Raw genomic sequence first — 14,906 nt, forward strand, 5'->3', positions numbered from 1 at the left:
TTAATGTGTTTTTGGGTGTTGAATATTTATTGTCAACAAATTAATTCTTAAATATTGTTAAGGGGAACGGTTCATATCTTCATTGCAAACTTCTACTTAGAGGAAGCCGGATTCTAACGCTCTTTCGTATTTTTGCAACATGTCTAACCCCTCCATTGAATCAAAAATCAGGTCTTTAACACAAGAATTAAAGGAACATAACTATCGTTACTATATTTTGGCTGAGCCTTCGATTTCTGATTTTGAATTTGATGTCAAACTCAAGGAATTAGACGCATTGGAAAAAGAGTACCCGCAATATTCACTCGCGGACTCACCTACAAAAAAAGTTGGAGGAGGAATTAATCAAGAATTTGGTACTATCAAACACAGCAGACCTATGTTGTCTTTGGGTAATACATATAGTGAGGGAGAATTATTGGATTTTGATAACAGAGTGAAAAAATTACTGGGGTCAGATGATTACCAATATGTTTGTGAATTAAAGATTGACGGGGTGGCTATTAGTCTGGTTTATAAACATGGGGTATTGGTTCAAGCTGTAACACGTGGAGATGGCGTACAAGGCGATAATGTGTTGGATAACGTGAGAACAATCAGGACATTGGCAACGGAGCTACAGGGTGATTTTCCTGAAGAGATGGAAGTGCGAGGCGAGATTTTTATGCATCATAAGGCGTTCTTAAGATTAAATGAAGAAAGAACAAAAGCCGGAGAACCTCTTTTTGCAAATCCTCGCAATACTACTGCCGGATCCTTAAAATTGCTTGATTCGCAGGAGGTGGCAAAACGTCCTTTAGATATTTTCCTTTATCATGTGATATGCGAGTCTAAGGATTTGCATTCTCATTTTGAATCCTTACAACAAATTAAATCTTGGGGTTTAAAGACTTCTCCATATACTGAAAAGTGCAACACCATACAGGATGTTTTGGCTTATATCTCCAAATGGGAACAAAAGAGAAAAGAATTAAGTTTTGATATTGATGGGATTGTAATCAAAGTCAACAGCTTTACACAACAATCTGAATTGGGATTTACTGCAAAAATTCCACGTTGGGCAATAGCTTATAAGTACAAAGCGGAGACAGCCCTCACACAGCTTCTGAGTGTTGATTTTCAGATAGGCAGAACAGGCGCAGTTACACCTGTTGCAAACCTTGATCCTGTTTTGTTGTCCGGAACTACTGTTAAAAGGGCAACTTTACACAATGCAAATGAGATAGAAAGACTCGATTTATACCTTAATGATTGGGTTTATATTGAAAAGGGCGGAGAGATCATTCCCAAGATAACTAAGGTGGAAGTAAGTAAAAGAAAAGAAGGTGCTATTAGAGTCCAAATGCCGGGACATTGTCCAAGTTGTGGGACTACGCTCATAAGAAGAGAAGGAGAAGCCAATCATTACTGCCCTAATGAATTGAATTGCCCTCCACAAATTCGCGCAAGGGTCGAACATTTTATTAGCAAAAAAGCTATGGATATTCAAGGACTTGGAGAGGAAACGGTTTATACCCTTGTCTCCAAAGGTTTTATTCATACAGTCTCGGATTTATATAAATTGTCTTATTCACAACTTGTTTCACTTGATAGAATGGCAGATAAGTCAGCACAAAATCTTATTCAAAGTATTCAAGAATCCAAAAAAGTTCCCTTTGCGAGAGTGTTATTTGGCTTGGGAATTCGCTTTGTGGGTGAAACTGTTGCAAAAAAACTTGCTAAAGAGTATAGAGGTATCAATGCGATTGCTGTTGCTACAAGGGAAGAATTGAGTACTGTTGATGAGATTGGGGAAGTGATAGCGCAATCAGTTGTTGATTATTTTGCTCAACCTGCCAATCTTAATATGATTGCAGAACTCAAAGATGCAGGGTTGCAATTAGCAGTTGCTGAAGAAGATATACTTGAGAAGTCTTCAAACAAATTAGCAGGTCTGACATTTGTAATTTCAGGTGTGTTTCAACAACACAGCAGAGATGAATTAAAGGATATGATTGAAGCCAATGGGGGTAAAAATTCAGGGAGTATATCAGCAAAGACTTCATTTCTACTTGCGGGCGAAGGGATAGGTCCTGCTAAGTTTGAAAAAGCACAAAGTCTTCAAATCCCTATTATCAATGAGAATGATTTTTTGTCCATGATAGCAATGGATTCAAAAGAACAATCAGAGAGTATTAAGGAGCAAGGCGGTCAAAAGACTTTGTTTTAGCCCAATTTGAAGCATATCTTTTAGGAAAGTTTAGATTATTTTAGAAGAATACTTTTCTTCTGTATTTGTCTTGTCCCCCTGATTTTTGATCGTCATTTCTCTTCTCTCTGGGTTGTTTATCATAAGAAGAACCGGCAAAAGCAGGGAGACTTGTGTTCTTTCTTTTTCTATTTTTCTCTTTTGACTTGAATTCTGTTGAAGAAGATGTGCGTTGTGTTTTATCTTTCTTTTTATCTTTTACTCTGTGGTATCCGGTAGCGTTACTTTGAGAATCATTGTTGCTCGCTTTGGAGCTGCGCTCTGATTGGCGTTTACGCGGATAACTATCGCCTTGATTATCATTTCTGGATTTGAATCTAGAAGAATTTTTTTTGCGACTATTTCTATCGCTTCCAAAATCTCTACCATTGTTGCGCCCTCTTCCCCTTTTTTCATCGCTTTCTTTGTGTGCATCAAATTCAAATTCTGATTGTAAAGGTGATTCTTCAAAGACTATTTGTAATTTTCGACTGAATAGTTTCATCCTGTTATACTCAACGGCTGTCAGAATAGCAATTGAAGTCCCTTCTTTGCCTGCTCGTGCGGTTCTTCCGCTTCTGTGAGTATAGTATTCGGGCATCTCAGGTAGTGCATAGTGGATTACATGACTTAAATCCTTTACGTCAATACCTCTTGCTGCTACATCAGTTGCAATCAAAAATTGCAGCTTATGGGTTTTAAATCTGTTCATCACCCTGTCGCGTTGATTCTGATTTAAGTCGCCATGAATAGCATCTGCTTGATATCCAGCATCAAAAAGCCTGTCTGCTAAGTCTTGTGTGTCTCTACGAGTCCTGCAGAAAATTACAGCACGCATTTTTTCATCCTGCTCAATGATTTTTAAGAGTGCTTCAAACTTCTTGGGAGCTTTCACACGTATGTATTCATGAGTAATTTGTGCATTGACTTTTTCTTCACTGTTTATTCTTACTTCTTTGTATTCAGACATGTAATTTTCTGCTATCTCCTGAATTTCAGGGGGCATTGTTGCCGAAAATAACCAGATTTTTTTGTATTGTGGAGTCAAAGACAGGATAGTATTGATGTCTTCTTGAAACCCCATATTTAACATTTCATCTGCCTCGTCTAACACCACATGAAGTATGTGTTTTAAGTTTAATGCATTGCGTCTGATTAAATCTAATAACCTTCCGGGTGTTGCAACCAATATAGCAGGCTTTTTTCTTAAAAAATATATTTGCTTATCGATGGGTTTGCCTCCATATACAACTTCTACTTTAATCCCTTTATGAAACTTTGAGAATTTTACGAGTTGTTCTGCAACTTGTTGTCCAAGTTCACGTGTTGGAGTTATAATCAAAGATTGGATCTCATGTTTATGTGTGTCAATTTTTTCTATCAAAGGAAGACCATAAGCAGCTGTTTTCCCTGTACCGGTTTGAGCAAGCCCAAGAAAATTGCAATCTTCCTCTAATAACATTGGGATTGCTTTTTCTTGAATTTCGGTAGGTGTGTGAATGTCTATTTGTTTAAGTGCGTTGAGTGTCAAGTCAGACAACCCAAGTTTTGAGAAATTTTTCAAAATATGTTTAGGGGATAATAATAAGGGGCGCAAAGATAATGAAATTTCATGCAATAAAATTTTATTCTTTGATACTCGTGTGGTAATATACACGTTTGGTGGGTAATGATAAAAGCTTCAACTTTGCGTTTGACAATTTGCTAATAAAATGAAAATATTTGAAATTGAATTTGAAGTCAGGGATTATGAGCTTGATATTCAAGGTATTGTAAACAATGCAATTTATAATCACTATTTTGAACATACAAGACACGAATTTCTAAAATCCTGTGGCTTAAGTTTTTCAGCTTTACACAGCGAAGGTTTGGATGCAGTTGTTATCAAAATGGAAACAGAATACAAGGCTCCTTTAAGGAGTGGCGACAAGTTTGTATGCACATCAAGAGTTGAAACAGAAGGTAGGTTGAAGATTGTTTTTTTTCAGGAAATTATGCGTTTGCCTGAGCGCACACTGATGACAAAATCCAGGGTTACTGTGGCTTGTATCAAAAATAACAGACCGGTTGAACCGATTGAGATTCGTGCAAAAATGGGTTTGTAGCCCTACTGTTTAATAATCTTAATTGTTTGACTAAAGCCTTCGCTATTTTGACATTGCACGAAATATACTCCCGGACTGATGACTGAAGAAAGCTCAATTGTAGCATCACCCTCTAAAGTAATTTTATCTATCAATCGCATATCCATAGAATAAACAGAGCAAGTTACAGGTTGTTGGTTGCTGTTATTAATAATAAAGCTGTTAGATGAAGGATTGGGATAAATGGTGATGTCATTGACTTCAGTATTAATTTGGTTGACAGTAATAGGATACTTTGGTGTCATGGTATCCATTACCGCAAAGACATGATCGCTGTTCCATTTAGCATAAACAAAAATATCCTCTAAGAATGTATAGTTAGACGTTTTTATGGGATGCCAAAATACAAATCGATGAGGGAGCATAGATTTGCCAAATCGTCCCCCAATGTGGGTATAAGCTTTGTTAAATGATTTTGTATTGTTGTCAAATATCAATATTTTATGTAGATGGCTATAGGTTTCTGGGAAGTTCACTTTATCAAAATTATACACTCTGCTGGATGAATATAAATACGCATATACATTCATATCCTTATCATATTCTAGCCAAATTGTCTGTCGTGAACTAAGAGATGGTGCGGTGGATGTGGAGTCATAATAAGCATCTAAAAACTGCCCGTCTGTATCAAAACGAAGAATGCAGGCTTTGGTATTTGTATAATAAGGTACATTTTCATAGTAGGGAATTACAGTACCCTGAATTTCTATGGGTATTTTGTGTTGAATTGCCCAAAAAACGTTGCCGTGCCTATCCACCTTGATTAGTTTGTTGTCTTGCAACTCATCAAACGTATTGGTTATAATCACGTGAGTCCATTTTCTTTTAAATTCATTCCCTTCTTTACTCACTTTCATAAGGACGACTTTAAATTCTCCACTATCCGTATAGATGGTAGTATCCATTAAATTTCTAGTTGACTTTTGTGTAACCAGAAAAGAGTAATAGGCATTCAAATCTTTGTCAATAGTTGTGGCGCGTGCTGAAATGAGAGGGTAGGCAATCACCTCCTTTAGTGTTGAATCTATAACATATGATTTTAATAATGAACTAGCGATCAACATTCCATAATTATAAAATCTCTCAAATGAGAAATAACTGGTTATAGAATGCTCTTTAGATGCGTTGATAAAATCAACAACCTGGCCGGTGGAATCAAAACGCACCATGATTGCATTATATTCACCGGGTTCGTCAAAATCAAGCCTGATGCCATTATTCAGCACCAAGGAATCTCTTGCACCACATATTGCGTATAGACTATTGTTAGGACCTGAGGCGAGTAGTACCATGCCTCCCAATGTGGTATTACGTTTGTTATATTCAAAAGTCCATCTTAATTTTCCGCTATTGTCAAATGCCATCATAATGGTTCTGGTACTGTCGTCCTTACCTAATTGATAGAGGTTGTAATCATCAATTTCTAGTGAATCAAAGTAGGAGGATAATTTAATAAATAGCCAACCATTTTCATTGATAAAGGTTTCCCTAAAGTGGAGTTCGTTATAGCCATTCAGAATCGCCATTCGTTTGTAATACTGGAGCTTCAAAGGGTCTTGAGCTTGAGTTGTACTTCCAAACAGCAACACAAAAAAGAGAGAAATGAGTAGTGTTTTTTTCATAATGGTGTTTTAATTCACTTATTGATATTTTAAGGTTTTGGACAGGGTGGATAGTACGGATCATGTGCAGCACGAATATATGTTTGTGAGTTTTCCCAATCAATTTCAGCTACACCACAAGCGCATGTGAAACAATTGTCAGGAATGGCTAAATCGCAACAAATCGTTGTGGGTAGTATGCCGCATTCTGAATCTGGGTCATATGCATCCCGCCAGTCATAAGCAATAGTTCCTGGTATAGGACTTACATGTTTGACTTTGGAACCGGTTTGAAGAAATTTGTGAGCTTTTTGGACGGAATTACCATTTAATGCACATAGAGAATCATCTTTCCACCCACAAACCCCACAGCCTGCTGAACGCATTGAAAATCCTTGAAATCCCCAGCAACCACAATCGGTAGGGCAGTAAAATGAAGATGCAAAGGGGTAATGATGGGAAGTATAACCACAATTACAAGTAAATCCTACAGTCAGGTTGTAGTCGCAATCGATCTCAGAGTAGTGTTCCCATACACAAACTTGTCCGGTTGCTTTTGAAGTAAAAGCAAATATAAAGATTACTAAGTAAATATTAAGTATTTTAAAGTTTTTCATGCGGTCTAATTTATTGGTTTATGCACAAAAGTATGTAATAAATTATTATTTACATTTTTTTTAAAAAACTGCAATCGACTATTGGATTGTATATTGTGATTAAAAGCTATGAATTGAGTTGCGAATTTTGCAGCCTGTTAAAGATGCAATAATGCAGTATTTTTTATATCTATGTAATATTGAAATAATCCATTGCGCCTTTTGCCGGTGTATGATAATGGTGAATCAGTCCGGGTAGCTTTTGTCGAATGACTATAAAATTTGCTTGGTGAAACCTTTCCCATAAATCCCCGTCTTCGCCTCCCCATGTTGTGTATTGTTCATTTAGTTTTCCGATATTGATAAAATCGTCTTTCATACAAATTACCAATCCTTTTGCGCTGTACCATAGCCATTTTCCAGGTTTGAGACTATTGGGTGGTGCGGTAGCAAAACAAATCGGGAACCATACAATCCCGTTTTGGATAATTTGTTTAATTATTGTTGTAATTACCGAAGGAAATGAAATGTCTGCATCGCACAGAAAAATCACATTGCCTGTACATTGCTCAACCGCTTTATTGAGAGCGCTGGAACGAGAGAAATTTTCATTCGAACTTTTATATACAATTGCTCCCTTCCACTTTTTCCTTATGGCAAAGGCAAGGTCTTTTACATCATCTGAGCCGGTGTCGTAAATCGATAATTCTACTTCATGCTTGTCAAGCAGCGCGTTGAGCGCAGGAAGAAAGTGATTGAGTAGTTGATCAGTTCGGTTGTATATACCAATGCAAATACTGATTTTATAAGGTGATTTTTTCCTAAAAGAACGGAAATAGTAAATCAATATCCCCCGAAAATCTTGCACAATCGAATTGCGATTCAGTGTGCGTTGTGGTGCTTTAAAAAGATACCATAGCAAGTATTTGAGTTTGCGATACAACAAAAAGGGTAAGGGCTTAAAAGGAAGAGCAGCAAAGAAAAAGGATTCTTAGATATTTTATTGCATATCGAGACAGATGATTTGTTGTAAAAATGCCGCAGGCGTGAGAAGCCTTGCCAGCACATAGATATCTGCCATATTTTTTGTATAAGGAAATATGGGTAGGTGGATACTTTGTTATAGGGTTTTGCTCAATATGAACTATGAGCAAAATAAATGCGTAAAGATTTTTTTTAATCAAAATAAAAGAAATACATTTGCAGCCCTAAAAAGAAAACAGAAAAGAAAGATGTTAGTTACTTCTGAAAGAAAGAAAGAAATTTTTGCTCAATATGGTAAGAGTGCAAAAGACACCGGTTCAACTGAGGCTCAAATTGCATTGTTTACTGAGCGCATTAATCACATTACCGAGCATTTGCGTAAATCCAAAAAGGATTTTTCTGCTGAATTAAGCCTTATTAAGATGGTAGGAAAAAGAAGATCTCTTTTGAATTATTTAGCAAAAACCGACCTTGCAAAGTATAGAGCTTTGATCCAGGAGCTTGGTATTAGAAAATAATATTTTAAGAAAGGCGTACACCCTTTCTTCGCAATTTTATCGAATAAAAAAAGCCCCGACATTAGGGGCTTTTTTTGTAAAAAATTAAAAATCAAGAATAATGAAACCAAATAAAATTAGTAAGATTATTAACCTTGGAGAAGGTAAGGTTATTGAAATTGAGACAGGACTATTGGCAAAGCAAGCGCATGGATCTGTTGTTGTGAAACAGGGCAAGACCATGCTGTTGGCTACCATTGTCTCGAATTACGAAGCAAAAGCAGATGTTGACTTCTTACCTCTGTCTGTTGATTATCAAGAAAAATTTGCTGCAGTTGGTAGAATACCGGGCAGTTTTTTGAAGAGAGAAGGAAGGCTTTCTGATTATGAAATTCTTATCAGTAGGTTAGTAGATAGAGCGTTGCGCCCTTTGTTTCCCGATGATTACCATTGCGAAACACAAGTTGCAATTTCATTGATATCATCAGATGAAAATATTTTGCCTGATGCTTTAGCCGGTTTGGCTGCTTCTGCAGCTATTGCTGTTTCAGATATTCCTTTTAACGGTCCTATTTCTGAAGTGAGAGTAGGAAGAGTAAATGGACAATTTGTAGTAAATCCGACCAAAACTGAACTCGAAAACAGCGATATTGATATCATTATTGCGGGGACTATTAATGATATCAACATGGTTGAAGGTGAGATGTCAGAAGTGCAAGAAATGGATTTGTTGGAAGCACTTAAATTTGGACATGCCATTATCAAAAAACAATGCCAAGCTCAAATCGAATTGAAACAAGAGGTAGGAAAAACTGCGATTAGAGAGTATGCCCGTTTTGAAGAAGATGCAACAATGTATGCAACAATAAAGAATTTTGCAGAACCAAAAATTGCAGAAGTTGCAAAATCTGCTTCTGACAAAAACGCAAGGTCAGAACAATTTGCACAAATTAAAGAAGATACACTTGCTCTTTTTGCTGATAATGAAGAAGTAGATATGTTTAAAGTAAAAACATATTTCGGTCAAATTGAGTGGGAAACCGTAAGAAATGTGCTGTTAGATACCAAAGTGAGATTAGACGGAAGAACCCCAACGCAAATACGACCTATTTGGTCAGAAGTGGACTATTTGCCGGCTGCACACGGAAGTGCTGTTTTTACAAGAGGTGAAACACAGGCATTGGCATCCGTTACATTGGGAAGTAAATTGGACGAACAACTTCTTGACAGCCCAATGAATCATGGCTACAGTAAGTTTATGTTACACTATAATTTTCCTGCATTTTCAACAGGAGAAGTAAGACCAAACAGAGGTCCAGGCAGGAGAGAAGTAGGTCATGGAAACTTAGCATTGAGAGGATTGAAAAAAGTTATTCCATCTGATGTTCCTTATACAATTCGTGTTGTGAGCGATGTGCTGGAAAGCAATGGGTCTTCTTCGATGGCCACAGTTTGTTCCGGTGCCCTTGCATTGATGGATGCAGGTATTCAGATTTCTAGACCGGTTTCCGGTATTGCTATGGGGATGATTTCTGATGAAAAAACAGGCAGACACGTTATCCTTTCTGATATTTTAGGAGATGAAGACCATCTTGGAGACATGGATTTTAAAGTAGTAGGAACTGAAAAAGGAATTACTGCTTGTCAAATGGACATTAAGATAAATGGTTTGTCTTATGAAGTGTTGGCAGAAGCATTAAACCAATCAAAACAAGGTCGCTTGCACATTTTAGGCGAGATGAATAAAACGCTTGCCGCACCGAGACCGGAATTGAAACCACATGCTCCAAGAATCGAGAAATTAGATGTGCCTAAAGAATATATTGGTGCTATTATTGGTTCCGGTGGCAAGGTGATTCAGGAAATTCAAGCACAAACGAATACAGTGATTACTATTGACGAAGTTGATGGTAAGGGCATTGTTGAAATTTCTTCTCCCGATGGTGAAAGCATTGCAAAAGCATTGGTTTGGATTAAAGGTATTATCACAGAACCGGAGGTTGGGGAGGTGTATCACGGTAAAGTAAAAACAATTGTAGAGTTCGGTGCATTTGTGGAATTTATGCCGGGTAAGGAAGGATTGTTGCATATTTCAGAAATTGATTGGAAACGTTTGCCATCAATGGAAGGAGTGTATCAGGTGGGTGATGAAGTGGACGTGAAACTTTTGGATATTGATAAGAAAACAGGCAAGTTCAAGCTTTCTCATAAGGTACTTATTCCAAGACCTGCACCCGAGAATAAATAAAAATTAGATTCTTTTGCAAAGAGGCTGTACGGACATTCGTGCAGCCTCTTTGCTTTTTTATCAAAAAGATTGTGTCTCAATCCATCCGTTGTATGCTGTTATTAGGTTTGAGGAATATTTGTAAGATATAATAGGCTTGCATTTCTTTTTGTAACTTTGCATTGTCTATGGAAAACATCTTATTTGAAGAGAAACAAAAGCCAAAACAATTTTGGATTTGGGCACTATTGATTGTTGTATGTTCAATGCCTCTGTATGGGCTGTTTTCTCAAATGGTTTTAGGAAAACCCTTTGGCAACAATCCCATGAGCAATAGAGGGCTTGTATTGTTGTTTTGTTTCTTGTTACTCACTGCTGTTTTTGTATTAAATATTACCCTAAGAACCAAGATTTGTAAGGACGGGATTTATGTTAAAATGTTCCCATTTCACGCAAAATTTAAGGTGTATCAAAAAGAAAGCCTTGCCGAGGCTTATGTGCGAAAGTATCAACCTGTAAAGGAATATGGTGGATGGGGATTGCGATATGGATTCAAGAATGGGATTGCTTTTAATGTCTCAGGGAATATGGGATTGCAATTAGAATTGAAGTCAGGAAAGAAAATTCTGATAGGGTCAAACAAGCCTAAGGAATTGGAGCATGCATTAACACAATTTTGGAATCAATCATAATAATTACACGTTTGAGAATCTGCATGGCAAGATTTAAAAGTTTACCTTTCGTTGTAATATTTGCATTCTTATTACTTGCGTGTGCTGGGAAAAAGAAAGTGGCGGAAATTCCACATCAACCTATTCCCAAGATTCCGCAATATGCCTTGGATAATCGTTTTATGTCTTCTCTTATTGCAGGACATTTTGCACTTATTTCCAATGATTATTTAACTGCACAAAAGCAGTTTCAGAATTGTTTGTTAATAAAACCACAACAACCCGAAGCATTATATAGACTTGCTCAAACAGAATTTAAACTCGGCAATTTAGACAAAGCATTAGATTACATTAAAAATGCCATAAAGAACGACCGTGAAAATAATCTTTGGTATCGGTTGCAATTTGTAGAATTATTGACAGCAAAAGGAGAATTGCTCAATGCCGCAACACAGCTTCAAAAGTTGTTGGATGTAAACCCTGCATATCAATTCATTTATCCTCTTGCAGATAGTGCATGGAGAAATGTAAGTGAATGGAATCGAGCAGAACAAGTTTGGAAGCAGTATCAGCATGTTTTTCCGCAAGATGCTCCACATGCAGACAGACATTTGATTGACTTGTATTTAAAACAAAATAAAAGAAATGAAGCATTGGCACTCTCAAAATCATTGTTCCAAACAGATAGTACGGATGGAGTGTATGTTTTGTTATATGCCAAAACCTTATATGCCGCAGGTAATAACGCAGTCTTAATTAATTTGTTTGAATCCTACACACGCCCAAATGCTGTTGTCATTCATAAAGACGAGTTTTACTCCGGAGCTTATTATTTATCCATTGATGCGGCTATGTCCAAATACGCAGTTGTATATGCGTCATTAGCACTGAGCACGGGACAAAACAATCAACTTCTTGCGCACTTTGTAAACGAAGTCAATCGTCATACTTTTGACGGTGTTTTGACTGCAAGTACGTTGAAGATTTCAGCCCAATCCAACCCGCTCAATGCAGAATTGCAACTGTTGGCAGGAGTTCAATTCTTAAAAGAAAATAACTTTGATGAAGCAGTTCAATTTTTAAAGCGCAGCAAGCAATTGGGTAACACATCTTTTATGATGTATAATACTTTGTGCCAAGCATTACAAAAATCAGGCAACTTGAAGGAATTGAAAATAATCTCAGAAGAAGCCTTGGAACTATATCCGTTTTCGAAAGAATTGCAGGAATATCAAGGAGAAAAGTAAATAATCGGGAGTTCCAAATTGAATAAAAAAGTTTGTGTCAAGGTGCCTTCTCTGTAATTTGAATAGTCGGAATGGATGAGAAGGTTTGTTGAGCTCACTGAAGGAGTCAGAGTTATGGAGCAATTGAAATGCTTTTCGACACAAAAAGAATGCAGTTTTTGTATCATGTATCCTCAAACAAATTGATAGATTTGCACTGACTAATGAAGGAGTTGAATGAGTGAAAAGTTGATAATTAACGAGCGCAACAAACCTTAGTCAGAAGCCAATACCAAGTAAAATGTCATTTTCTTATAATTCGACTCAATTCGCAGCAGCGTTACAGGGTGAATGGATAGGGCAAACCCTCCCTCAAGAAGAATTGCATTTTGTGATAACGGATAGTCGTAATTATGTTCAGCAACCTGGAGGAGCTTTTTTTGCCATAAAAGGTGACAGGTTTGATGGACATAAATTTTGTAAAGAGTTAGCATTCAAGGGGCAAAAAGTCTTTGTAGTATCTAAGGTTTTAGATTTGCCCAAAGGGTGCTGTCAATTGTTGGTCAAAGATACGTTAATTGCATTACAGGAGTTGGCTGCCGTACATCGTAGTGCATTTAGAGGCAAGGTGATAGGGATTACAGGAAGCAATGGGAAAACTATTGTGAAGGAATGGTTGTACGAATTGCTGTCTTTACAATTCAAAACCTATAAAAGTCCTAAGAGTTTTAACAGTCAGATTGGCGTAGCACTTGCACTACTGAATGCAGATATTGACTGTGAATTTTATTTGATTGAAGCAGGTGTTTCTCAAAAGGGAGAGATGCAAAAACTTGCCAAGATGATTCAACCTGAAATTGGGGTTTTTACACACCTTGGCTCGGCTCACAGTGAGGGTTTTAGCTCGGATAAGGACAAATTTTTCGAAAAATGTATGTTGTTTGAACACACCCAAAAAGTGTTTTTGCAAGATGAAATACAATTTAAGAAAGCGTTTCCTTATCGTGCAGAAATACTTTTGGTAGGAACCGATTTTTCATCTGATTACCTCTTTGCATTTTATGAAAATTCATTTACAGTCAAAACATTAACTAAATCTTGGAATTTTGATTACCACCATAAGGATGCAATCACTAAAACCAATATGAGTATGGCTTTGGCTGTTGCACTTGAGTTAGGTGTTGATTCAAAAAAAATATTAGGTAAGCCTGATAAATTGCAAACACCTGCCATGCGATTAGAATTATTAGAAGGCTATCATAATTGCACTATAATCAATGATACATGGACGAATGACACGGATGCGCTGAATGCAGCTATTGATTTTCTAATTCAACAAAAAAAACAATCAAAGACAACTTTGGTGCTATCTGATTTCCCTGATGGAACAGGAAACGATGCATATAAAAAAGCAGCCGAAGTGATAAATAATAAAGGCTTGGACATGTTTGTGGGTGTTGGAAATGTATGGCAGGAAATGCAAAATTTAATTCATGCAAAAACTAAATTTGTCTTTTCTGATACAGCCGAACTCTTGAGCAATATGCAGCATTTGCCTTTTGTTGACATGGCGATTTTAATCAAAGGCAGTCGTAAGTACCAATTGGAGTTACTGGCTTCACGACTCCAACTCAAAACACATGAGACTACATTAGAAATCAACCTCGATAACTTAGCTCATAACTTTCACTTTTTAAAGAACATCTTAAGACCGGAAACAAAGATTATGGCGATGGTCAAAGCATTTGCTTATGGTAGTGGAGATTATGAAGTTGCAAAACTTCTTGAGCATCATCGAGTTGATTATTTAGCAGTAGCCTTTGTAGATGAAGGAGTTTCGCTTCGTAATTCGGGTATTAAAGTCCCTATATTAGTGCTAAACCCTGAGTTGGGGGACATTGATAAATATGTTGAATATGCTTTGGAGCCTGCTGTAGGTTCCTTCTCGCAATTAGAAGCCTTTGCAAGTGCCGGACAACAAATCAAGGTTCATGTTGAGTTGGACACAGGTATGCACCGTTTAGGGTTTCAATCCTTTGAAAGAGAATTGCTTATAAATAAACTCAAGGAAATCAAAGGTTTGACAGTACAAGGAATTTTTACTCACCTTGCCGCTGCGGATGAGAGTATTGAAGATAGCAAAACGCAAAAACAAATTTCGGATTTTGAGGAGTATAGTCGGTTTCTAATACAACAATTAGATTGTCATCCAATATTGCACATCAGCAATTCTGCAGGTACAATCAGGTTCAAAGAAGCAGGTGGAGATATGGTGAGACTGGGCATTGCCTTATATGGTATTGACCCTTCGGGCGTATTGAATAAAAATCTTAAAAATGTCTTTACTTTTAAAACCCACATCACTCAAATTAAGACAATCAAAGCGGGTGAAGGGGTAGGTTATGGATTTCATAACCAAGAGAATCAAGCCCGAAAGATAGCAGTCATTGCAGTAGGTTATGCAGATGGATTTAATAGAAAGTTTAGTCAACGCAATCACTATGTGCTGATTCATGGTCATCAAGCACAGGTTATAGGAAATGTATGTATGGATATGACAATGGTTGATGTAACTGAAATATCATGTGAAGAGGGGGATAGTGTTTTGCTTTTTGGCGAAGATCTGTCAGTGCATAGTTGGGCAGAGAAATTAGATACCATTCCTTACGAAATCTTAACTTCTATCAGTCAGAGGGTTCGAAGAATTTTTATATCAGAAAATTAACTAATCAG

11 protein-coding genes are annotated in these 14,906 nt (G+C 37.0%); 7 read left to right on the forward strand and 4 right to left on the reverse strand.

Annotated elements, in window-relative coordinates:
- Window positions 1-139 precede the first annotated feature (139 nt).
- A complete protein-coding gene (gene ligA / locus M0R38_06805; GenBank protein MCK9481452.1) occupies window positions 140-2,209 on the forward strand; it encodes an NAD-dependent DNA ligase LigA in 2,070 nt (689 codons plus the stop codon).
- Window positions 2,210-2,249: 40 nt separating this feature from the next.
- Here ligA and M0R38_06810 read toward each other — a convergent pair whose 3' ends face one another.
- Entirely contained in the window at window positions 2,250-3,791 is a 1,542-nt protein-coding gene (locus M0R38_06810; protein ID MCK9481453.1) for a DEAD/DEAH box helicase, read from the reverse strand.
- Between the two features lie 148 nt (window positions 3,792-3,939).
- On the opposite strand from M0R38_06810, the gene M0R38_06815 reads away from it, so the two are divergent.
- Window positions 3,940-4,332: an acyl-CoA thioesterase gene (locus tag M0R38_06815; protein ID MCK9481454.1), complete on the forward strand. Its 393-nt coding sequence runs from the start codon at window positions 3,940-3,942 to the stop codon at window positions 4,330-4,332.
- Window positions 4,333-4,334: 2 nt separating this feature from the next.
- Here M0R38_06815 and M0R38_06820 read toward each other — a convergent pair whose 3' ends face one another.
- The 3 genes from M0R38_06820 to M0R38_06830 all read right to left on the reverse strand — a co-directional run bounded on the left by M0R38_06820 (window position 4,335) and on the right by M0R38_06830 (window position 7,436).
- Window positions 4,335-5,993: a T9SS type A sorting domain-containing protein gene (locus M0R38_06820; protein ID MCK9481455.1), complete on the reverse strand. Its 1,659-nt coding sequence runs from the start codon at window positions 5,991-5,993 to the stop codon at window positions 4,335-4,337.
- Window positions 5,994-6,022: 29 nt separating this feature from the next.
- Window positions 6,023-6,589 (reverse strand): hypothetical protein, encoded by a 567-nt coding sequence (locus tag M0R38_06825; protein MCK9481456.1) that lies wholly within the window; start codon window positions 6,587-6,589, stop codon window positions 6,023-6,025.
- Between the two features lie 169 nt (window positions 6,590-6,758).
- On the reverse strand, window positions 6,759-7,436 hold the full coding sequence (locus tag M0R38_06830) for a glycosyltransferase (protein ID MCK9481457.1): 678 nt from the start codon (window positions 7,434-7,436) through the stop codon (window positions 6,759-6,761).
- 364 nt (window positions 7,437-7,800) lie between these two features.
- Here M0R38_06830 and rpsO point away from each other — a divergent pair, with 364 nt between their 5' ends.
- From rpsO to M0R38_06855, 5 genes are all read left to right on the forward strand, one after another.
- Window positions 7,801-8,070, forward strand: a complete 270-nt coding sequence (rpsO, locus tag M0R38_06835) for a 30S ribosomal protein S15 (protein ID MCK9481458.1) — start codon at window positions 7,801-7,803, stop codon at window positions 8,068-8,070.
- 100 nt (window positions 8,071-8,170) lie between these two features.
- A complete protein-coding gene (locus M0R38_06840) occupies window positions 8,171-10,297 on the forward strand; it encodes a polyribonucleotide nucleotidyltransferase (GenBank protein MCK9481459.1) in 2,127 nt (708 codons plus the stop codon).
- 167 nt (window positions 10,298-10,464) lie between these two features.
- Window positions 10,465-10,968: a DUF6141 family protein gene (locus M0R38_06845; protein ID MCK9481460.1), complete on the forward strand. Its 504-nt coding sequence runs from the start codon at window positions 10,465-10,467 to the stop codon at window positions 10,966-10,968.
- Between the two features lie 23 nt (window positions 10,969-10,991).
- Window positions 10,992-12,194: a tetratricopeptide repeat protein gene (locus M0R38_06850; protein ID MCK9481461.1), complete on the forward strand. Its 1,203-nt coding sequence runs from the start codon at window positions 10,992-10,994 to the stop codon at window positions 12,192-12,194.
- Between the two features lie 280 nt (window positions 12,195-12,474).
- Window positions 12,475-14,898 carry a bifunctional UDP-N-acetylmuramoyl-tripeptide:D-alanyl-D-alanine ligase/alanine racemase gene (locus tag M0R38_06855; protein MCK9481462.1) on the forward strand — a complete coding sequence of 808 codons (2,424 nt, stop codon included), beginning with the start codon at window positions 12,475-12,477 and terminating at the stop codon, window positions 14,896-14,898.
- The last annotated feature ends 8 nt before the right edge of the window (window positions 14,899-14,906 follow it).

The organism is Bacteroidia bacterium, assembly GCA_023228875.1.
Classification (GTDB): Bacteria; Bacteroidota; Bacteroidia; order NS11-12g; family UBA955; genus JALOAG01.